Genomic DNA, 19,511 nt, shown 5'->3' with positions numbered 1-19,511 from the left:
TGCGTCGCTTCGGCACACTGAAGCAGTGATCACCGTGCGCCTCGTTGCGCTGTTCGTATCGCTGGTGGCGACGAGCGCCCTGACCGTTGCGCTCGGCATCACCGACCCGTACAGCCCGCTGTACTACCCGACGCGGTTCCTCGTCTGGAATCTGTTCCTCGCATGGATCCCGGTCTTCTTCGCGATCTGGTTCGCCACCGCAGGCCGCCGCGTCTGGCTGCTTCCGCTGGGCCTCGGCTGGCTCGCCTTCCTGCCGAACGCGCCCTATCTGGTGACAGACCTCGTCCACCTGGGGGAGGGCGTTGAACTCTGGCGCCATGTCCTGCAGTACGGCTTCGCGGCATGGACGGGCATCCTGCTCGGTGTCGTGTCGATGCGCTTGGTGCACATACGAATCGAGCGCGAGTTCGGCCCGGTGTTCGGATGGGCGACCGTCGTCGTCTCCGTCGGACTCTGCGCGATAGGGGTCGTCATCGGACGCTTCCAGCGGTGGAACTCGTGGGATCTGGTCAGACAGCCGACCCTGGTGATCACCGAGACGCTCGAGTGGGTGCGGTCACCCTTCGCCTACGTGCAGTCCACGGGGGTGGCAGTCGCCGTGGCGGCGTTCTTCGGGCTCGCGTACCTGACGATCTGGTCTCTCGGCGGGCTCGAGTGGCGCGACACTTGACAGTGGTCCATCGAGCGCTGATCGCCGCCAAGAATTCGCCAAGGCGGGCAGAGTGCGAGAGTGTTCCTGTGGTGACATCCCGAAGTGTGACCCTTGCCTGCGTCGTTTTGGTGCTCGCTGCGCTTGTCTGCCCGGCGACCGCACGCGCGTCTTCGATCGAAGGGATGAGTGTCTTCATCGACCCCGGCCACAGCGGCGCGAACGACGCGTCGATCACCAGCCAGGTGCCCAACGGACGCGGAGGCACCAAGGACTGCCAGACGACGGGGACGTCGACGGCCGACGGCTATCCCGAGCACAGCTTCAACTGGGACGTCGCGGCCATGGTGCGCACCGCGCTCGAGCGCAGGGGTGTGCACACCCAGATGTCGCGGGCCGACGACGGCTCGGTCGGGCCGTGCGTCGACGCGCGGGCGGCGGCGGCCAACGCCATGCATCCCGACGCCAACGTCAGCATCCACGCCGACGGCGGACCGCCCTCCGGGCACGGCTTCCACGTCAACTACTCCGCACCCCCGCTCAACGACGCGCAGGGCGCCGGGTCGGTGCAGTTGGCGACCGTCATGCGCGACTCCATGGTCGCGGCAGGACTGCAGCCGTCCACGTATCTCGGCTCTGACGGGCTGTACGGCCGTGCCGACCTCGCGGGTCTCAACCTCGCCGACTATCCGGCGGTCCTCGTGGAGACCGGGAACATGCGCAACGCCGACGACGCTGCCGCGATGGAGACCCCCGAAGGGCGGCAACGCTACGCCGAAGCGATCACCGCGGGCATCGTCGCGTACCTGACCCAGAAACAATAAAGGGCGGGTCCGGGAGGACATTCGAGGTGCGTCACATTAGTCTCGCGCGGTCGGCTTTCACCTCTTGCCGACTCTTTGGATCGGTCACTCCCGAACCCGTCGTGCGATCGACTGTACCCCTGTGACAACGGTCATACCAGAGGCAATTTCCGGTCCTCAGGAGTCCTTCGAGAGCAGCAGCGCGCGGGTGCGTTCGCGCACCTCAGGGGCGGTGTCGAAGACCACCGCGGAGAACTCGTCGACGCCGAGCGCGCTCAACTCCTCGAGCCGCTCGGACACCGCCGTCTCGTCGCCGATGATCGCGGCGTCCTCGGGGTCGGCGTAGCCCTCCCGGTCGAGCATCGCGCGGTAGGAGGGCAGCGTTCCATACATCCCGAACTGCTCGGCGGCCTGCGCCCGCGCTCCTGCCACATCGTCGGTGACGCTGACCGGCAGGCCGGCCACCACGCGAACAGCTCCCGCAGGCCGTCCAGCCTCCTCGGCCGCCGCCCGCAGCGTCGGCCCGATGTGGTCGCCGAGCGTCTTCGGCCCGCACATCCACGTCAGCGTGCCCGCCGTGCGGCGGCCGCACAGCTTGAGCATCTGCGGACCGAGCGCGGCGAGATACACCTCGGGTTCCGGCGCGCCCGCGATCTGAAGAGCGCCGCGAGCCGTCACCGTCTCACCGACCGCGTTGACGGCCTCACCGGCGAGCAGCGGTTGCAGCGCGTCGAGATACTCCCGCATCCGGCGCACCGGCTTGTCGTAGGGAATCCCCCACATGCCCTCGGTGACGGCCTGATGCGTCATGCCGAGGCCGAGGATGAAGCGGCCGCCTGCGATGGCGTTCAACGTGAGCGCGCGCTGCGCCATCTGCATCGGATGCTGGTTCTGTATCGGCAGCACCGCGGATCCGACCTCGATCCCGTCGACCTCGCGCATCGCCACGGCGAGGGCCGTCAACAGGTCACCGTCGAAGGGCATCTGCGCCATCCAGATCCGTCGGAAACCCTCGTCGCGTGCGGTGGCGAGGGCCGCCACCAGAGAATCGATTGGCGAGCCGCCGATGGCGCTGACGAGGTTGAGGCTCATTCGCATGCGACCCATCGAAGCACGTGCGTGACACGATGTTGCCCCATGACCACCGAATTGGCCCGGCTGCAGAACTTCGGACCGAATTGGTTCGCCTCGGTGATGGGCACCGGGATCGTGGCCACCGCAGGCGTCACGCTGCCGGTGCACGTGCCAGGGCTGCGGGGGTTCTCGCACATCGTGTGGGTGGTCGCCGCCGCACTGCTTGTGGTGCTCGTGATCGCGGTGACCGCGCAATGGGCGCGCCATCCCACCGTGGCGCGCAGCCATGCGCGCAACCCGCAGATGAGCCACTTCTACGGCGCCGCGCCGATGGCGCTGATGACAGTCGGTGCGGGCGCGCTGCTGACCGGCAAGGACCTGATCGGCGAGCGGATGGCCGTCGATCTCTCCTGGATGTTGTGGTCAGCGGGCACCCTCGGCGGACTGTTCACCGCCGCGACGATTCCCTACCTGATGTTCACCCAGCTCAACGTCGAACCGGATGCGGCGTTCGGCGGGTGGCTGATGCCCGTGGTGCCACCGATGGTGTCGGCGGCGACGGGCGCCCTGCTGATCCCGCACATGGCCCCGGGTAGCGGCCGCACGACGATGCTCTACGGCTGCTACGCCATGTTCGGACTGTCACTGGTCGCGGCGGTGATCATCATCACGATGATCTGGAGCAGGCTCGCGCTGTACGGGACGTCGGGGACAACGCGGGTCCCGACGCTGTGGATCGTGCTCGGCCCGCTCGGCCAGGGCATCACGGCGGCGGGCCTGCTCGGCTCGAACGCCGCGCTGGCGGTGGCCCCCGACATTGCCAGCGGGATGAGCGTCTTCGCGGTGCTGTTCGGCGTTCCGGTGTGGGGCTTCGCCCTGCTGTGGATCACGCTGGCCACCCAGTTGACCGTGCGCACGCTGCGGCGCGGAATGCCGTTCGCGCTGACCTGGTGGAGCCTGACGTTTCCGGTGGGGACCTTCGTCACCGGCACCACGCAGCTGGCCATCCACACCGGGCTGCCCGCGTTCCGGATCGCCGCCGCCGTCGCCTACGTCGCACTGCTCGGGACGTGGGGGCTGGTGGCGGTGCAGACCGCCCGCGGCAGCGTGCGCGGGAACCTGTTCGCCCCGCCGCCGACGGCGGGGCCGATCAAGGCGGTGAAAGATCCGCCGAAGTAGTCGCCCCGTGTTGCCGTCGGGTCGGGGGGTCAGACGACAACACGGAGCTATCCCATGTATCGATCCGTTGAACGGGGCCGTTACAGCCGCGTCAGAATTTTTCTCATGCCTCGAGGATCGCCGCGACGCCCTGGCCGCCTGCGGCGCAGATCGAGATCAGGCCTCGCACCGGCCTACCGGTCTCGGCTTTCTTCTCGGCGAGCTGCTTGGCCAGTTGGGCCACGATGCGGCCGCCCGTCGCGGCGAACGGGTGACCCGCCGCCAGCGACGAGCCGTTCACGTTGAGCTTGGACCGGTCGATCGAGCCGAGCGCCGCGTCGAGGCCGAGACGCTCCTTGCAGTACTCCTCTGACTCGAAGGCCTGCAGGTGCGCCAGCACGACCGACGCGAACGCCTCGTGGATCTCGTAGAAGTCGAAGTCCTGCAGGCTCAGGTTGTTTCGGGCCAGCAGCCGGGGCACTGCGTACGTCGGCGCCATCAGCAGGCCGTCGCGCCCGTTGACGTAGTCAACGGCCGCGGTCTCGGCGTCGACGTAGTACGCCAGCACCGGATGCCCGTGCGCCTCGGCCCATTCTTCGGTGGCCAGCAACGACACCGACGCACCGTCGGTCAGCGGCGTGGAGTTGCCTGCCGTCATCGTCGCGTCACCGGAACGCACCCCGAAAACGGGCTTGAGCTTGGCCAGCTTCTCCGCCGACGAGTCGGCACGCAGGTTGTTGTCCCGGTACAGCCCGAGGAACGGGGTGACCAGGTCGTCGAAGAAGCCGCGGTCGTAGGCGGCCGCCATGTTGTTGTGGCTCGCCGCGGCCAGTTCGTCCTGGTCGGTCCGCTTGATGCCCATCTCCTTGGCGGTGACGGCCGCGTGCTCGCCCATCGACATTCCGGTACGCGGTTCGCTGTTCACCGGGATCTCGACACCCAGCGCCGCGGGCAGCTTGCCGACCAGCTTGAGTCGATCGACGTTGGACTTGGACCGGCGCAGGCCGAGCAGCACCCGGCGCAGGTCGTCGCCGAAAGCGATCGGGGCGTCGGATGCGGTGTCGACCCCGCCCGCAGCGGCCGCGTCGTATCTGCCTGCGGCGATGCCGTCGGCCGCGGCGATGGTGGCCTGCAGGCCGGTGCCGCACGCCTGCTGGATGTCGAAGGCGGGCGTGTACGACGACAGCGCGCCGCCGAGCACGCATTCGCGCATCAGGTTGAAGTCGCGGCTGTGCTTGAGCACCGCGCCGCCGATGACCGCGCCGAGCCTTTCGCCTGCCAGGTCGAAGCGGTCGATCAGTCCGCCGAGCGCGGCGGTGAACATGTCCTGGTTGGAGGCGTTCGCGTAGGCGCCGTCAGAACGTGCGAATGGGATTCGGTTGCCGCCGAGGATTGCGACCCGTCGGTGGGTATCACTAGCCATGCACCCATAGTACCCACCCTTCTTACTCTGGAGTAAGTTCGTCCCCATGGCTACCGACCTGTACTCACAACTCGTTCACTCGGCGCCCGGAAACTTCCTCGCCAAACAGCTCGGCATCCCGCAGCCCGAAACGCTGCGCCGCTACCGTGCCGGGGAGCCGCCGCTGGCGGGTTCCCTTCTGATCGGCGGGGAGGGCCGCGTCGTCGAGCCCATGCGGCTTGCGCTTGCCGAGGACTACGACGTGGTGTCCAACAACATCGGCGGCCGCTGGGCCGACTCGTTCGGCGGCCTGGTGTTCGATGCCACCGGCATCACCGAGCCGGCCGGACTGAAGGGCCTGTACGAGTTCTTCACGCCGGTGTTGCGCAACATCGGGCCGTCGGGGCGCGTCGTAGTCATCGGGACGACGCCCGACGAAACGGCCAGCCCGCACGAGCAGATCGCGCAGCGGGCGCTCGAAGGCTTCACCCGGTCGTTGGCCAAGGAGATGCGCCGCGGCGCCACGGTGTCGTTGGTGTACCTCTCCCCCGACGCCAAGCCCGCGGCGACCGGTCTCGAGTCAACCCTGCGCTTCATCCTGTCGGGCAAGTCGGCCTACGTCGACGGGCAGGTGTTCCGCGTCGGCCCGGCCGATGCCTCACCGCCCGCTGACTGGGACAAGCCGCTCGACGGCAAGGTCGCCGTCGTGACCGGCGCCGCGCGCGGGATCGGCGCCACCATCGCCGAGGTGTTCGCACGCGACGGCGCGAAGGTGGTCTGCGTCGATGTCGAAGGAGCGCACGAACCGCTTGGCATCACCGCGACCAAGGTGGGCGGCACCGCACTGACCCTCGACGTGACCGCCGCCGACGCCGTCGATCGGATCACCGAACACATCCGCGAGCACCACGGCGGCCGGCTCGACATCCTGGTCAACAACGCGGGCATCACCCGCGACAAGCTGATGGCCAACATGGACGAGTCGCGGTGGGACTCCGTCCTCGCCGTCAATCTCCTTGCGCCACTGCAACTCACCGAGGGGCTCGCCGACAACGGCACCCTGGCCGAGGACGGCCGGGTGATCGGGCTCTCGTCGATGGCAGGCATAGCAGGCAACCGCGGCCAGACCAACTACGCCGCAACCAAGGCGGGCATGATCGGCCTCACCGATGCGCTGGCCCCGAAGCTCGGCGAGAAGGGCATCACGATCAACGCAGTGGCTCCCGGCTTCATCGAGACGAAGATGACCGAGGCGATCCCGCTGGCCACCCGCGAAGTTGGGCGGCGACTGAATTCGCTGTATCAGGGCGGCAAGCCCGTCGACGTCGCGGAGACAATCGCCTACTTCGCCAGCCCGGCCAGCAATGCCGTGACCGGTAACACGATCCGGGTCTGCGGCCAGGCCTGGCTTGGTGCCTAGGCTGATCACCGTGACTCAACCGTCTGGGCTGAAGAACCTGCTGCGTGCGGCCGCCGGGGCACTGCCGTTCGTCCCCCGTGGCGATTCGCTGCCCGACCGCACGCTGACCGTCGACGACCTCGCCATCGACCCCGCCAACGTCGCCGCCTACGCCAACGTCACCGGGTTGCGGTTCGGCGCAACGGTGCCGCTCACCTACCCGTTCGCGCTGGCCTTCCCGACCGTGATGGCGTTGGTGACCGGTTTCGACTTCCCGTTCGCCGCAATGGGTTCGGTGCACATCGAGAACCACATCACACAGCACCGCCCGATCGCGGTCACCGACACCGTCGGCGTCGCGGTGCATGCGGAGAACCTGCGCGAGCACCGCAAGGGACTGCTGGTCGATATCGTCACCGATGTGAAGGTCGGCAACGAGACCGCATGGCATCAGGTGACGACGTTTTTACACCAGCAGCGGACCAGCCTGTCGGATGAGCCCAAGCCGCCGCAGGAGAAGCAACCCAGGCTCGGGCCGCCGAACGCCGTGCTGCGTATCACGCCGGGCCAGATCCGCCACTACGCGTCGATCGGCGGGGATCACAACCCGATCCACACCAACCCGATCGCCGCGAAGCTGTTCGGGTTTCCGACCGTCATCGCCCACGGAATGTTCAGCGCCGCAGCGGTGCTCGCGAACATCGAGGGTCAGCTGCCGGGTGCGGTGAAGTACTCGGTGCGGTTCGCCAAGCCGGTGGTGCTCCCGGCCAACGCCGGGCTGTACGTCGAGCGGATCGACGGCGGCTGGGAGCTGAACCTGCGCGACGTCAAGAAGGGCGAGCCGCACCTGAAGGGCACCGTCACCGCGCTCTAGGCGGTGGCGTTCTGCGCTTCGTACAGCCGCTTGTAGAGACCGCCCTCGGCGATCAGCGCCCGATGGCCGCCCACCTGTGCGATGCGGCCGTTCTCCAGCACGAGGATGCGGTCCGCCACCGCCGCAACGAAATCCATGTCGTGGCTGATGACCACACAGGTTCGGTCGCGCGCATAGTCGCGGATCACGCCGGTCAGCCTGGCCCGCTGGTCGGCGTCCAGGTTCTCCGTCGGCTCGTCGAGCAGGAGCACCTCCGGTCTGCGCAACAGACAGCGGGCCAGCGCGATCAGACGCTTCTGACCGCCCGACGGCACCTGAACGTCCATCACCGTGTCGTAGCCGTCGGCCATCTTCCCCTTGTCGACGATGACGGTGTGCACGTGGGCCTGCTTGCAGGCTTCTTCGACATCGGCGTCGTCGGCGTCCGGACGCGCCAGCCGAACGTTCTCGCGGATGGTGTCCTTGATGAAGAACGGAAACTGTGCGAGCTTGGACACCTGATCGCGCAGTGAGGCGATGGTGACGGTCGTGATGTCGTTGCCGTCCAGGAGTATTCGTCCGCGCTGCGGATCGAGGAACCGCAGTAACAGGTTCAACACCGTCGATTTACCGGATCCGATACCGCCTACCACCGCAACGGTCTCGCCTTCCGCGATCGACAACGACAACCCGTCAAGCACATTCCGGCCGGGCGCATAACCGAAAGTCACCTCCTCGAACACCAGGTTGCCGTGCACATCGCCGAGCGCGACGGCGTCAGGAAGCTCCGCGACCGACGGCTTGGTGTCGAGAAGCTCGTAGGTCGACGTGGCGTTCGGTGCCACCGACTGGTACGTGGTGTAGGCGCCCAACACCCGCTGCGCCGCAGTGAACATCGTCGGGACCATTCCGGTGAACACGATGAGGCCCGCGAACGTCAGCCCGAAGTCTGCGCTGAACGCGATCCCGACGAGCAGCACCACCACGGTGCTGAGGGCGATGAACACCTGCGACCCGTTCGCGGTCGCCTGCATCCAGACCACCGACGTCGCGGTGCTCTTCGCCGAGTTCTCGGAGACCTCGCGAAACCGCCTGCTGCGCAGCGGCTCGGCATTGAACGTCTGGATTTCGGAGATCCCGCTCACCGTCTGCTCGAGTTCGGCGACCATCGCGCGGTCTGCGGTCATCACCCGGCGCATCGCCGACTGAACGCCGCGGCCTGCGATTCTCAGCGCGATCAGGGCCAGCGGCGTTAGCACCAACGCGGCGACCGTCATCTGCCACGAGATCGCCAGCAAGTAGCCGATCGCGACGATCAGCACGACGATGTCGATGAGGGGCGGGAGCAGGCAGTCGGTCAGAAGACGTTGCACGCCTGCGGGTTCGACAGTCACCCGCTGTATCAGCTCGCCGGTTCGCGATCTCGTGAAGAAGTCCAGCGACAGCGTCTGCATGTGGTCGTGAACCCGCTGCCTGATGTCGACGAGGATCATCCTGTCGACATTCGCCCCGACCCACGCGTTGACGAAGTACATCAACTGCGTCAGCAGCAGCGCGATGATCCACGTCGCCAGCAGCACCGCGAACGGAACAGAGCCCGCCACCGAGCGCAGCAGTCCGTCCTCCCGCGCGACGAGCGGGCCCCGCAGCTCCCATACCCCGCTGAGGTTTCCACTTTCACCCGCGTCGGCAATCACCTGCACCATCGGCCCGAAGGCCGCCGCCGCAACGTAGGGCAGCGCCGCGGCGACGACGCCGAGGACCAGCGAGACCATGATGAGGCCGCGCACCGCCCGCAGCATGCCGAGGCTGCGCCACACGAGTCCGGTCGACGCCATGTGTAAAGCATGGGGTACGGGCGGCGAACTGTCCTACAGTCGAGCCGTGAACGCCTCGAGGATTCCTCCGGCCAAGCTCGTCCGCGTGATCGAACGCGTCCGCCACGTTCTCGGCATGGCGCATCAGCGAAGTGCGCCGCCCGCGGGCGCCATGATGGAGATGATCCTCTGGGCGTGGCGCGTGCAGGGCATCTCCGTTGCCGCCGAACTGAAGGTCGCCGATGCGCTGTCCGACGGTCCGCTGACCGCCGACGACCTTGCTCGTCGCGTTGGTGCCGACCCGGATGCGCTTGCGCGGCTGATGCGTGCGCTGATCAGCGAAGGCATCTTCAAACGCCGCCGCGACGGTCGGTTCGCGCTCAACGCACTGGGTGAAACACTGCGATCCGACGCCCCGATGTCGATGGCCGGGATGGCCAGGATGGTGGGCCATCCTTCTTATCGCGAGCACTGGAGCGGCTTGGTCGACGCGGCCAGGACCGGCGAAGCGTACCCACCGAAACTGCGCGGCATGGGGTCGTGGGAGTGGCTCGAGACGCAACCCGAGTTCGCCGCGGTCTTCAACGATGCGATGACGAGTGTTTCGGACTTCGCTGTCGCGCCTGTCGTTGCCGCCTATGACTTCTCACCGTTCTCCACCATCGTCGACGTCGGCGGCGGGCACGGCCGCTTGCTGTCGGCGATCGTCGCCGCGACTCCCGGCGCTCGCGGTGTGCTCTACGACCTCCCTGCGGTGGTCGAGGGCGCACCGGCGTTTCTGACGAAATACGGAGTCGCCGAACGAGTCCAGGTCATCGGAGGCTCGTTCTTCGACGCCGCCCCTTGCGGCGGCGACGCCTATGTGATGAAGAACGTGATCCACGACTGGCCCGACGCCGAGGCGCTGACGATTTTGAAGAACGTCCGCAAGGCGGCGAAACCGGGCAGCACGCTGCTGCTGGTCGAATTCGTGATCCCCGACCACGACAGGGGGTTCATCGGCAAGTGGGCCGACATGGAGATGCTGGTGCAGGTGGCCGCCAGGGAACGAACCGCCGACGAGTATCGAAACCTACACGAGCAGGCCAGTTTTCAGATGACCCGAGTCGTGCCAACCGCAGGCCCGATCAGCCTCGTGGAAGGCAGAGCCGTCTAGCCGCCGGTGGTCGTTGCCGCAGAGGCTTCCTTTTCTGACGGCGTGCCCTTCAGTCCGCGCCAGAACAGGTTGATCATCAGCTCGGCGGCCTCGTCGACGTCGGCGTCGCCGGCGCTGACGCGGTTGGCCACCGCCTCGCCCGCGCCCACCAGCGCTACTGCCATCATGTCGAAATCGGCGTCCGGCTCGGGGTTTCGGGTGCCGGACTGCAGCAGCCGGGCGACGAGGTCGATGATCCGCTCGCGGCCCTCGCGCACCGTGTGCGCGAACGCCTGCGAACTGGTCGCCTGCGTATAGAGCACGATCCAGGACGCGCGGTTGGTGTCGATGTAGTTGAGAAACGACAGCACCGCGTTGCGCAGCAGATCCTTCGCGCTCTGACTGAAGTCGATCTCGGCGCGCACCGTCTCGACGAAGCGGGCGAGCTCGCGATCCAGGCACGCCCCGAACAGTTCTTCCTTGGAGCCGTAGTAGAGATACAGCATCGGCTTGGAGATCTCGGCCTGTGCGGCGATCGCATCCATCGACGTCTCGTGATAGCCGTTGATCGAGAACATCTGCACCGCGGCGTCGAGCATTTGCTGCTCTCGGACGGCACGCGGGAGCCGTTTGGTACCACCAGCCATCGGACCAGGGTAGCTCCAGGGTAACGGTTCAGGGCAGCAGTACGGCTCTGCGCTGCTCCTCCCACAGCGCCATCCGCGTGCGCGCCGGTTCCCCCAATGTGTCCATGACGAGCGGAACCAGCAGCTCGGTGAGGAGAAATCCGGCCGCCATGCTCTGGTAGGCCGTGCCGACCGTGCTCGACGCGGCGAGCACCACCTCGGCTTCCGGCGCCACCGGGCAGGCCAGGTCGTCGGTGATGAGCAGAACCGTCGCCCCCGCCCGGTGCACGCGCAATGCGAGCTCGGCGACGCTGCGCTGGTAGCGGTGGTAGTCGAACAAAACGACGACGTCGGTGCGCGACATTTCGAGCATCACGCCCATGTCGGTGCCGTCGGGATCGGCGAGTACCCGAATCCCTGGACGCAGCTGCTCCAGGTGCGCGGCCAGGTGCGCGGCCAGCAGATGGGAGAACCGTCCCCCGTGCAGGTGCACCGTCCGCCCGGTGTCCGAAAGCAGCGCGACAGCCGCCTCGAGCGCCGGAGACGGCAGTGCGGCAAGCGTTTCGACGGCCCGTTCGTTCTGGGCCCGGGCCTGCTGAAGGAGCCGGTCGAGTAGGCCGCCCGCGGGCGGAGCGTCCGGCAGCCGGGTGATCGGCCCGTTCGACTGGGCCGACAGCTCGGCGCGCAACGCGACCTGCAGATCGGTGAACCCCTCGTACCCCAGCGACTGGGCGAACCGCAGCACGGTCGGCGGACTGACTTCGGCGCGTTCGGCCAGCCGGGCCGCGCTGGCCAGCCCGGCGCTCGGATAGTCGGCGAGCAGTGCACGGCCCACCCGGCGCTCGGCCTTGCTCAGCGTCGAGAGCGCGGAATTCGCCTTCACCGCCACCGTTTCGCCGGTCATGGCGTCGAAGGAGTCATCAGCGGCAGCGTCGTCATGGAGAGGTCGTACATCGAGATCGCGGTGACGCTTTCCGACTCCAGCGGCTGCCAGTCGAGGTCGCCGAAACCTGTCGACGCGATCACGACCCTGTCCGCATCGGTGCGGGTCCACCTCATACCGAAGTAGTCCTCGAGGTGCTCGGCGGGCAGACCCGCCGCGGTGATCTCGGCGATGTCCGGGTCGGGCAGTTGGCTGCGGGCGTGCGCATGCACCGCGATCATCTGATCCTCGCCCATGACGATCGCGTTGAGACTGGCGGTCGGGAAGACCTCGCGCAGCTGCGATACCGCCCGGCGAACCGCCTCAGCCAGATCCGGCGACGAGGCGCGCTGCTGGCGGATCAGGCCGAAATAGCGTTCGCTGTCGGTCGACCCGCGCATCGTCGCGGCGATCTCGGGTGACAACAGGTCATCGAGCTGACCGATCGGCTTGACGGAGCCGTTGTGCGCCATCGCAATTCGATCGGCGAGAAACGGGTGTGAGTTGTCCGGCCGCACCGCGAGGCCGGTCGTGGCCCAGCGCAGGTGGACGAGGTTCGCCGCTGACCGCTGATCGTGGGTGGCCGCGATGAAGTGCGGATCATCTGCCGCACTGCCCGCCGACACCTCGATCTTCGGGTCGTGACCGGGTAATCGGACGCGTGCGACTCCCCATCCGTCGCCGTGGATCTTCGTCAACGCCACGAAGTCCGCCAACACCTGCTCACCGACGGCGCGCGACACCGAAATCGGGGTGGCGGAGACGACACCCAGCAATCGGCACATGGCTGAACCCCTTCAACGGCACGCGTCAGAATTTTATATATCAATCCTCTAGCGCTGATCTTAGAGATTATGAAACATTTATGACATAAACGGCTCGCACACTCGTGACGTCCGAGGAGGTTCAATGCCGTTGCCCAAAGACGTCGAGGAGCTGCGCGCACAGGGTGTCGGGCTCGTCGCGGGTTCGATCACCGACCTGGCGGGCGTGACGCGCGCAAAGTACGTGCCGCTGCGTCGACTCGAGGCCTTTCAGCGGTCAGGGATGGGCGTCTCCCCGTCATGGAGCGTGTTCTGCGTGGACAGCGGCATCGCGTTCACGCCGAACATCGGCGTCGACGGCGACCTCCGCATCCGAATCGACCCCGCCGACCTTCGGCTGGTCGAGGACGGAATCGCGTGGGCCCCAGGCGACCTCACTGATCAGCAGGGCAACCCGGCGGACCTGTGCATGCGCTCCCTGCTCAAGCGTGTCGAAAAAGCTTTGAGCGCAAAGGGTCTGACCGCCAAGATCGGCGCTGAGCTCGAGGCCACGATGTTGTCCGACGACGCGGGACACGCATCCGCGCAGCCGTGGTCACCGTACGGGGTGCGCACCTCGCTGGACCGTTCGGCGTTCCTCGTCGACCTCGCCGAAGCGGCGGAGCGCGCCGGCCTGCCGATCGAGCAGATCCACACCGAGTACGGCCACGATCAGCTCGAGGTATCGCTCGCCCCGTCCACCCCGGTGGCCGCCGTCGACGCCGTCGCGGCCACGCGCATCGTGATGGGGAGGGCGGCCGCACGGCACGGTCTGCGCATCTCGTTCTCCCCCGTGCCGTTCGAGGGTGAGGCGGGTAACGGCGCCCACCTGCACCTCTCCCTCGCCGACGGCGACGGGCCGCTGTTCTCCGGCGGCGAAGGCCCGCACGGCACCCGCCAGGCGGGCGGCGCCGCGATCGCCGGTGTACTGCAGACGCTTCCCGATCTGCTCGGGGTCTACGCGGGCTCGGTGCTGTCGTCGGCGCGACTGAAACCCGGCAACTGGGCAGGCGCGGCGCAGTGCTGGGGCCTGGAGAACCGCGAAGCCGCACTGCGATTCATCGCAGCCACACCGGGCACACCGCACGGCGCCAACATCGAACTCAAGCTGATCGATCCGAGTGCCAACCCCTACCTCGCCGCGGTGTCGTTCCTCGGCAGCGCGCTGCTCGGCATCGACCAGCACCTCGAGCTGCCTGCCGAAGTGCCCAAGGATCCGGCCAAGGCGGCTCAGCCGCCACCCATGCTGCGGACCGACCAGCAGACCGTCATCAAGGCGCTGGAGAACTCCCCCGTCGCCGCGCAGCTGTTGTCTCCGTGGGTGATCGAAGGACTGGTCGCGGTCCGGCGGCATGAGATCACCACCTACGGCGACCGGCCCCTGGCCGAGACGACCCAGGCCCTGCGCCTGGCCTGGAGCTGCTGACCACACGTGAAACTCTCGAGTAGAAGGAGACGGCGATGACCACAGAGACCCCCGCCGGGGCGTCGGACGAAGTCGACCAGATCCCGCACAGGCAGCTGCCCTTCTGGGTGGCGCTGGCCCTCTCGGTGGCGCTCGTCGGTCCGACCCTGGCGATGTCGGGCAACGGCCAGGGCCTGATCGGCACCGTCGGTAAATCCATCCCGCTGGTGTTCCTGATCGGGCTCGTCGGCGTGTCGCTCGTCGGCTACAGCTTCGTGCGGCTGACCCGGCACCTCAACCACGCGGGCTCGTCCTACGGCCTGGTCGGCGGCACCATCGGGCCGAGGGCCGGGTTCTTCGCCGGCTTCGCGATGCTCGGCGCGTATTGGATGTTCTCGATCGGCACCCTCGCCTTGACCGCGGCGTTCACAGGAGCCTTCATCACCGAGCTGCGGCCCGACAGCGAAAACCCCTCCCAGCCGCCGTGGTTGGTGGTCGTCGTGATCGCCGCGGTGATTTCCTTCCTGCTCGCGGGCCGCGACGTCAAGCTGCTCGCCAAGGTCCTTCTCGTCATCGAGGGCCTCGGCATCCTGGCGATGATCGCGCTCGTCGTGGTGATCTTCGCGAAAGGCGGCGCACCGTCGACGGGTATCGACTTCTCGGTGTTCTCCTTCTCCGGTAGCGGCGTCTCCCCGTCGGCGGTGCTCGCGGGTGTCGTCGCGGCGTTCCTGTCCTGGGCGGGCTTCGAAGCGTGCGCGTCGATGGGCGAGGAGACCGACAATCCCGGCCGCAACATCCCGAGGGCGCTGGCGGGCACACTCCTGCTCACCGGCGTGCTGTTCGTCGTCGTGATGTTCGCTCAGGTCAACGGTTTCGGCACCGACCAGGCCGGGCTCGACGCGTTCCAGAACTCGGGAAACACATTGGGCGACCTCGGCGGAACCTATGTCGGCCAGTGGTTCGGCCTCGTGGTCATCTTCACCGCGATCGTGTCGGCGTTCGGGTGTCACCTGGCCACATCGGCGACCTCAGGGCGCATGCTGTACGCGTTCGCGCGCGACGGCTTCGGCCCGAAGGCGCTGGCGCACATCCACGCAACGACCGGCGGCCCGCGCCGCGCCACCTGGCTCGTCGTCATCGTCGCGGTGGTGGTCAACCTCATCTGCGGCGCGGTCGGCTGGCCCGACATGGGCACCGGCAACGACGCGATCGACACCTATTTCCTGTTCGCCGTCGCCGGTTCGGTGTGCCTGATGGTCTGCTATTTGCTTGTCGAGCTCGCTGCCACCTGGTTCGTCGGCTCACCGAAATTTGTTGGCGTGCACGGAGGCAAAGGCAGGATCGCAGGCATCGTGCTGCCGCTGCTCGGTGCCCTGGTGATCGTCGTCGTGCTGTGGTTCAACGTCAAGGACGCCGAAACCGCCACCTCGGCACCGCTGCTCGGGCTGTACTGGTGTGTCATCGGCGCGATCATCGCCGTTGCCGCCTCCGGCATCGCCAAGCGTGTGGGCGAGTCGCTGTCGGCCGAGCTCAACCTGAAGCCACAGTGAGCACCCTCTACGAGCGCGACGAAGCCGCCATCGCAGGCATAGAGAAGCTGCGGTTCTTCCCGCTCGAGGTGGTGTCGGGGTACGGCTCGACCCTGGTCGATCCGGACGGCCGCGAACTGCTCGACCTGTCGGCCACCTGGACGGCAAGCGGGCTTGGCCACGGCCACCCGGCCGTCGCAGAAGCGGTCAGCAGGGCGGTGCGCACGGCCCCAGGCGCAGGCGGACTCTCGGCGGTGCATCCGGATTCTGTCGGGCTCGCCGAGGATCTGCTTGCGCTGGTGCCGGGAAGCGGAGAGCGCCGGGTCTATCTGGGGCATGCCGGTTCTGACGCCAACGACGTCGCCATTCGGGCCTGCAGGCACGCAACGGGCAAGCGCACCGTGCTCGCGTTCGAGCACAGCTACCACGGCGGCGTCGGCGTGGCCATGGGCGTCTCCGGCGTGCACGTCGACGCCGGAGCACCGCCCGACGCCGACGCGGTCTTTCTGCCGTATCCCAATCCGTTTCGGCCGTCGGGGGCCGGCATCGACGCCGATGTCGCCCAGTGCCTCGATCTGGCCGAGAAACACCTGGTGACAGGATCGGCCGCCTGCCTGATCGTCGAGCCGATCCTGTCCGACGGCGGGCTCGTGGTGCCGCCCGACGGCTTTCTGGCCCGACTGCACGACCTCTGCCGCGCCAACGGCGTTCCGATGATCTGCGACGAGGTCAAGATGGGCCTCGGCCGCCCAGGCACGCTGCACGCCTTCGAACACGACGGCGTGGTGCCCGACATCGTCACCTTCGGCAAGGTGCTCGGCGGCGGGCTTCCGCTGTCAGCGGCCGTCGGCCCGGCGGCGATACTCGACGAACCGCCCGCCGCCGCGCTGCTGACCACCGCGGGCAACCCGGTGTGCACCGCGGCCGGACGCGCGGTGCTCGCCACCATCGTCGCCGACAAGCTCGCCGACCATGCCGCGAAAGTCGGCGCGGCCCTTGCCGATGCCCTCCGCGGGCTGGCCGGGTCGCCCGGTACTGACCGCATCGGCGAAGTGCGCGGACGCGGCCTGGCGATCGGGCTCGAACTCGTCGACCCGCAGACCGGCGACCGCGATCCGCGTTTCGCGGCGCAGGTCGTCTACCGTGCGTGGGAGTTGGGAGCGGTCGTCTTCTACGTCGGCGGAAACGTCCTGGAGATCACGCCGCCGCTGGTGTTGACCGAGGACGAGGCGGGCCGGGCGGCCGCCATCCTCGGCGATGCCATCGCCGACGCCGCAGCGGGAAAGGTCGACGCCGAGGAGGTTGCACGTTATGGAGGTTGGTGAGGTGCCAGACGTCTTCTCCGGCGTCGAAGACCAGGTGCCCGCAGCGCTCGCCGACCACATCCGCGGCATTCAACTCGTCGATCACCACGTGCATGGCGCCTTCTCCAAGCCCGTCGACAGGGCCGACTTCGAAGCGTCGATCAACGAGGGGTCCACCGACCCTGTTCCCGACTTCATGACGATGTTCGATTCACCGCTCGGGTTGGCGATCCGGCGTTGGTGTGCACCTGTTCTCGGGCTGCCCCCGCATGCGTCCGCCGACGACTACTGGGCGCGACGCAGCGAGCTCGGGCCCGACGAGTTGACCACCGCGATGCTCACGCAGGCTGGTGTCGCGCGCTGGGTGGTCGACACCGGATTCAAGGGCGACCTGCTCACCACCCCGGACCAGATGACCGAGCGCAGCGGCACGCCCGCCTCGTCGATCCTCCGGCTCGAGCGGCTCACCGAAGACCTGCTGGAGGCCGGGACCGACCCCATCGACTTCCCCGACGCGTTCCGGTCGGCGCTGCAGCGGGCGGCCGACTCGCCCGACGTCGTAGGCACCAAGACGATCGTGGCCTACCGGACCGGCTTCGACATCGACTGGTCGCGCCCGACCGACATGACGGTCGTCGACAGCGCCACCGCAATCCGCGCGCGGGGCAACGATTTACGGGTCGACAGCCCGGTGCTGATCGCCTTCGGTGTGCACGCCGCCGCCGAACACGGGCTGCCGCTGCAGGTGCACGTGGGATTCGGCGACCGGGATCTGGACCTGAACCGGACCGACCCGCTGCTGCTGCTCCCGCTGCTGCGCACCATGGCGCCGGTGCCGGTGCTGCTGCTGCACTGCTACCCGTTCCACCGCAACGCCGGCTACCTCGCCCAGGCCTTCGACAACGTGAATTTCGATGTGGGGCTTGCCATCAACTATCTCGGCAGCCGATCGACCTCACTGGTCGCCGAGGCTCTTGACACCGCACCGTTCGCCAAACAGCTGTACAGCTCGGACGCGTTCGGACCGCCGGAACTACACCTGCTCGGCGCGGTGCTGTGGCGCCGGGCCATGGGGCTCGTCCTCGGCGAGTGGGTCCGCACCGGCGACTGCGGCGAACAGGACGCGATCGCGATCGTCGACATGATCGGCGTGCACAACGCCGAACGCGTCTACTCGCTATGACCCACGCTGCCGCACCGCTCTTCGACGCGCTGAGACGGTTCGTCGAGCGGGACCAGGCGCCGTTCTACAGCCCGGGCCACAAGGGCGGCCGGACGCTCGACGCGTGGTTTCGGGAGCACATCGCCGCGATCGACCTGAACAACCTGCCCGACACCGACACCCTGCACTGCCCGGCGGGCCCGATCCTTGCAGCGGAACGCCTGATCGCCGACGCGTGGGGTGTGCCCGAAAGCTTCATCCTGGTGCAGGGATCGACGTCCGGGAACATCGCCGTCGCGCTGTCGGCGCTGCGGGCCGACCAGCCGGTGCTCGTCGCCAGGAACGCGCACAAGTCGGTGCTTGCGGGCCTCGTGGCTGTCGGTGCGAGACCGGTGTGGCTGGCACCGCGCTGGGACGACGAGTTCGGGGTGGCACACGGCCTCGACACGGCGACCGTGCAACGCGCCTTCGCCGAGACCGCCGCCGAAGCGCTGTGGACTCTGCACCCGACGTACTACGGGACCACGGGCGACATCGTCGCGCTCGCCGAGCTGTGCCGCCGTCACGGCGCCAAGCTCCTTGTCGACGGCGCACATTCGCCGCATTTCGCATTCCACTCCGACCTGCCCACACCCGCTGAGAGGGCGGGTGCGGCGGCGACGGTGCAATCGGTGCACAAGATCTTGTCGGGCCTCAGCCAGGCCGCCGTCGTGCACGTCGACACCGCGATCATCGAATCCGCCGCCGTGCGGCGCGGCCTGCAGCTGATCCAGACCACCAGCCCGCACTTCGCAATCATGGCCTCGATCGACCTGGCCCGTCGACAGATGATGCTCGAGGGCCGGGCACTCCTCGATGAGACACTGGCGCGGACCAGGCGGACCGCGGAGCGGGTGGAGGCCGTCGACGGTCTCACTGTGCTGCGACCGCGGCATCTCACGGGCGCAGGCACCGGACTGCACCAGCTCGACGAGACCAAACTGCTGGTCGGCACTTCGGGTCTGGCCGCCGACGCACGAGACATCGTCCGGCGTCTCAACGAGGTCCACGGCGTGCAACCGGAACTCGCGGGCACGGGACATGTGCTGTGCATCGTAACGATCGGCAACACCGACGAGGACATGGACCGGTTGGTCGACGGCTTCACCGAAGTCGCCGCGCACGTCGGGCCGGCTAGGCACAGCGCACCGCGCGCTCTGACCGCCGACGTGCTCGCGGCTCGTCCAGAGATGGTGCTGACGCCGCGGCAGGCGTTCTTCGCCGCCGACGAGGCGGTCCCGCTGCGGCAGGCCTCGAAACGCATTGCGTCGGAAGCAATTACGCCCTATCCCCCGGGCATTCCGCTGGTTATGCCCGGCGAGCGGTTGGACGACGACGTCATCGGGCTGCTCGCTGCGCTACGCGATGCGGGCAACCCGATCAGCGCATCGGATCCGACGATGGGAGTCGTGCGGGCCGTGCGGTGACGGG

Annotated in this window: 17 protein-coding genes; 11 read left to right on the top strand and 6 right to left on the bottom strand. The window is 67.9% G+C overall.

Going from position 1 to position 19,511, the window contains the following annotated elements; translation table 11 throughout:
• The first annotated feature begins 25 nt into the window (after positions 1-25).
• Positions 26-670 (top strand): DUF1361 domain-containing protein, encoded by a 645-nt coding sequence (locus C6A82_RS01215; protein WP_105347889.1) that lies wholly within the window; start codon positions 26-28, stop codon positions 668-670.
• Positions 671-741: 71 nt separating this feature from the next.
• Positions 742-1,473 carry an Rv3717 family N-acetylmuramoyl-L-alanine amidase gene (locus C6A82_RS01210; protein ID WP_396836765.1) on the top strand — a complete coding sequence of 244 codons (732 nt, stop codon included), beginning with the start codon at positions 742-744 and terminating at the stop codon, positions 1,471-1,473.
• Positions 1,474-1,629: 156 nt separating this feature from the next.
• Here C6A82_RS01210 and C6A82_RS01205 read toward each other — a convergent pair whose 3' ends face one another.
• Positions 1,630-2,550 (bottom strand): TIGR03564 family F420-dependent LLM class oxidoreductase, encoded by a 921-nt coding sequence (locus tag C6A82_RS01205; protein WP_105347893.1) that lies wholly within the window; start codon positions 2,548-2,550, stop codon positions 1,630-1,632.
• Between the two features lie 39 nt (positions 2,551-2,589).
• Here C6A82_RS01205 and C6A82_RS01200 point away from each other — a divergent pair, with 39 nt between their 5' ends.
• Positions 2,590-3,705: a TDT family transporter gene (locus C6A82_RS01200; protein WP_105347897.1), complete on the top strand. Its 1,116-nt coding sequence runs from the start codon at positions 2,590-2,592 to the stop codon at positions 3,703-3,705.
• A gap of 103 nt (positions 3,706-3,808) precedes the next feature.
• Here C6A82_RS01200 and C6A82_RS01195 read toward each other — a convergent pair whose 3' ends face one another.
• Positions 3,809-5,107: an acetyl-CoA C-acetyltransferase gene (locus C6A82_RS01195; protein ID WP_105347898.1), complete on the bottom strand. Its 1,299-nt coding sequence runs from the start codon at positions 5,105-5,107 to the stop codon at positions 3,809-3,811.
• Between the two features lie 46 nt (positions 5,108-5,153).
• Here C6A82_RS01195 and C6A82_RS01190 point away from each other — a divergent pair, with 46 nt between their 5' ends.
• The gene (locus C6A82_RS01190; protein WP_105347900.1) at positions 5,154-6,506 is read left to right on the top strand and encodes a 3-oxoacyl-ACP reductase; all 1,353 of its coding nucleotides are present in this window, start codon (positions 5,154-5,156) and stop codon (positions 6,504-6,506) included.
• A 10-nt stretch (positions 6,507-6,516) separates the two neighbouring features.
• Positions 6,517-7,359, top strand: a complete 843-nt coding sequence (locus C6A82_RS01185) for a MaoC/PaaZ C-terminal domain-containing protein (protein WP_199193915.1) — start codon at positions 6,517-6,519, stop codon at positions 7,357-7,359.
• On the opposite strand, the gene C6A82_RS01180 is transcribed toward C6A82_RS01185, so the two are convergent.
• On the bottom strand, positions 7,356-9,176 hold the full coding sequence (locus C6A82_RS01180) for an ABC transporter ATP-binding protein (protein WP_105348421.1): 1,821 nt from the start codon (positions 9,174-9,176) through the stop codon (positions 7,356-7,358). The genes C6A82_RS01185 and C6A82_RS01180 overlap by 4 nt on opposite strands.
• On the opposite strand from C6A82_RS01180, the gene C6A82_RS01175 reads away from it, so the two are divergent.
• Positions 9,175-10,311 carry a methyltransferase gene (locus C6A82_RS01175; RefSeq protein WP_105348423.1) on the top strand — a complete coding sequence of 379 codons (1,137 nt, stop codon included), beginning with the start codon at positions 9,175-9,177 and terminating at the stop codon, positions 10,309-10,311. The genes C6A82_RS01180 and C6A82_RS01175 overlap by 2 nt on opposite strands.
• On the opposite strand, the gene C6A82_RS01170 is transcribed toward C6A82_RS01175, so the two are convergent.
• The 3 genes from C6A82_RS01170 to C6A82_RS01160 are packed head-to-tail and all read right to left on the bottom strand — an operon-like array spanning position 10,308 to position 12,623.
• A complete protein-coding gene (locus tag C6A82_RS01170) occupies positions 10,308-10,937 on the bottom strand; it encodes a TetR/AcrR family transcriptional regulator (protein WP_105348424.1) in 630 nt (209 codons plus the stop codon). The genes C6A82_RS01175 and C6A82_RS01170 overlap by 4 nt on opposite strands.
• A 28-nt stretch (positions 10,938-10,965) precedes the next feature.
• Entirely contained in the window at positions 10,966-11,820 is an 855-nt protein-coding gene (locus tag C6A82_RS01165) for a MurR/RpiR family transcriptional regulator (protein WP_105348426.1), read from the bottom strand.
• Positions 11,817-12,623: a class II glutamine amidotransferase gene (locus tag C6A82_RS01160; RefSeq protein ID WP_105348427.1), complete on the bottom strand. Its 807-nt coding sequence runs from the start codon at positions 12,621-12,623 to the stop codon at positions 11,817-11,819. The genes C6A82_RS01165 and C6A82_RS01160 overlap by 4 nt, the downstream gene beginning before the upstream one ends.
• 130 nt (positions 12,624-12,753) lie before the next feature.
• On the opposite strand from C6A82_RS01160, the gene C6A82_RS01155 reads away from it, so the two are divergent.
• Genes C6A82_RS01155 through C6A82_RS01135 form a run of 5 tightly spaced genes read left to right on the top strand, consistent with a single transcriptional unit; the run spans position 12,754 to position 19,507 of the window.
• Positions 12,754-14,067 (top strand): glutamine synthetase family protein, encoded by a 1,314-nt coding sequence (locus tag C6A82_RS01155; protein ID WP_105348452.1) that lies wholly within the window; start codon positions 12,754-12,756, stop codon positions 14,065-14,067.
• 35 nt (positions 14,068-14,102) lie between these two features.
• The gene (locus C6A82_RS01150) at positions 14,103-15,596 is read left to right on the top strand and encodes an APC family permease (protein ID WP_105348429.1); all 1,494 of its coding nucleotides are present in this window, start codon (positions 14,103-14,105) and stop codon (positions 15,594-15,596) included.
• Complete coding sequence (locus C6A82_RS01145; RefSeq protein WP_105348430.1) at positions 15,593-16,900, top strand: aspartate aminotransferase family protein; 1,308 nt, start codon at positions 15,593-15,595, stop codon at positions 16,898-16,900. Before C6A82_RS01150 ends, C6A82_RS01145 begins: the two co-directional genes overlap by 4 nt.
• Positions 16,887-18,062: an amidohydrolase family protein gene (locus C6A82_RS01140; RefSeq protein WP_105348432.1), complete on the top strand. Its 1,176-nt coding sequence runs from the start codon at positions 16,887-16,889 to the stop codon at positions 18,060-18,062. The genes C6A82_RS01145 and C6A82_RS01140 overlap by 14 nt, the downstream gene beginning before the upstream one ends.
• Complete coding sequence (locus C6A82_RS01135) at positions 18,059-19,507, top strand: aminotransferase class I/II-fold pyridoxal phosphate-dependent enzyme (RefSeq protein ID WP_105348433.1); 1,449 nt, start codon at positions 18,059-18,061, stop codon at positions 19,505-19,507. Before C6A82_RS01140 ends, C6A82_RS01135 begins: the two co-directional genes overlap by 4 nt.
• Positions 19,508-19,511: the final 4 nt, after the last annotated feature.

Origin of the sequence: Mycobacterium sp. ITM-2016-00318, from assembly GCF_002968285.2 — a bacterium.
Taxonomy (GTDB): domain Bacteria; phylum Actinomycetota; class Actinomycetes; order Mycobacteriales; family Mycobacteriaceae; genus Mycobacterium.
This window is presented reverse-complemented; position numbering and strand designations above follow the sequence as displayed.

What these genes read in the sequence shown, in the direction of transcription:
- C6A82_RS01160 (WP_105348427.1), bottom strand. Translation starts at nt 12,623, where the DNA reads ATGTGCCGATTGCTGGGTGTCGTCTCCGCCACCCCGATTTCGGTGTCG.
- C6A82_RS01190 (WP_105347900.1), top strand. Translation starts at nt 5,154, where the DNA reads ATGGCTACCGACCTGTACTCACAACTCGTTCACTCGGCGCCCGGAAAC.
- C6A82_RS01175 (WP_105348423.1), top strand. Translation starts at nt 9,175, where the DNA reads ATGTGTAAAGCATGGGGTACGGGCGGCGAACTGTCCTACAGTCGAGCC.
- C6A82_RS01165 (WP_105348426.1), bottom strand. Translation starts at nt 11,820, where the DNA reads ATGACCGGCGAAACGGTGGCGGTGAAGGCGAATTCCGCGCTCTCGACG.
- C6A82_RS01170 (WP_105348424.1), bottom strand. Translation starts at nt 10,937, where the DNA reads ATGGCTGGTGGTACCAAACGGCTCCCGCGTGCCGTCCGAGAGCAGCAA.
- C6A82_RS01200 (WP_105347897.1), top strand. Translation starts at nt 2,590, where the DNA reads ATGACCACCGAATTGGCCCGGCTGCAGAACTTCGGACCGAATTGGTTC.
- C6A82_RS01180 (WP_105348421.1), bottom strand. Translation starts at nt 9,176, where the DNA reads ATGGCGTCGACCGGACTCGTGTGGCGCAGCCTCGGCATGCTGCGGGCG.
- C6A82_RS01150 (WP_105348429.1), top strand. Translation starts at nt 14,103, where the DNA reads ATGACCACAGAGACCCCCGCCGGGGCGTCGGACGAAGTCGACCAGATC.
- C6A82_RS01135 (WP_105348433.1), top strand. Translation starts at nt 18,059, where the DNA reads ATGACCCACGCTGCCGCACCGCTCTTCGACGCGCTGAGACGGTTCGTC.
- C6A82_RS01140 (WP_105348432.1), top strand. Translation starts at nt 16,887, where the DNA reads ATGGAGGTTGGTGAGGTGCCAGACGTCTTCTCCGGCGTCGAAGACCAG.
- C6A82_RS01195 (WP_105347898.1), bottom strand. Translation starts at nt 5,107, where the DNA reads ATGGCTAGTGATACCCACCGACGGGTCGCAATCCTCGGCGGCAACCGA.
- C6A82_RS01205 (WP_105347893.1), bottom strand. Translation starts at nt 2,550, where the DNA reads ATGCGAATGAGCCTCAACCTCGTCAGCGCCATCGGCGGCTCGCCAATC.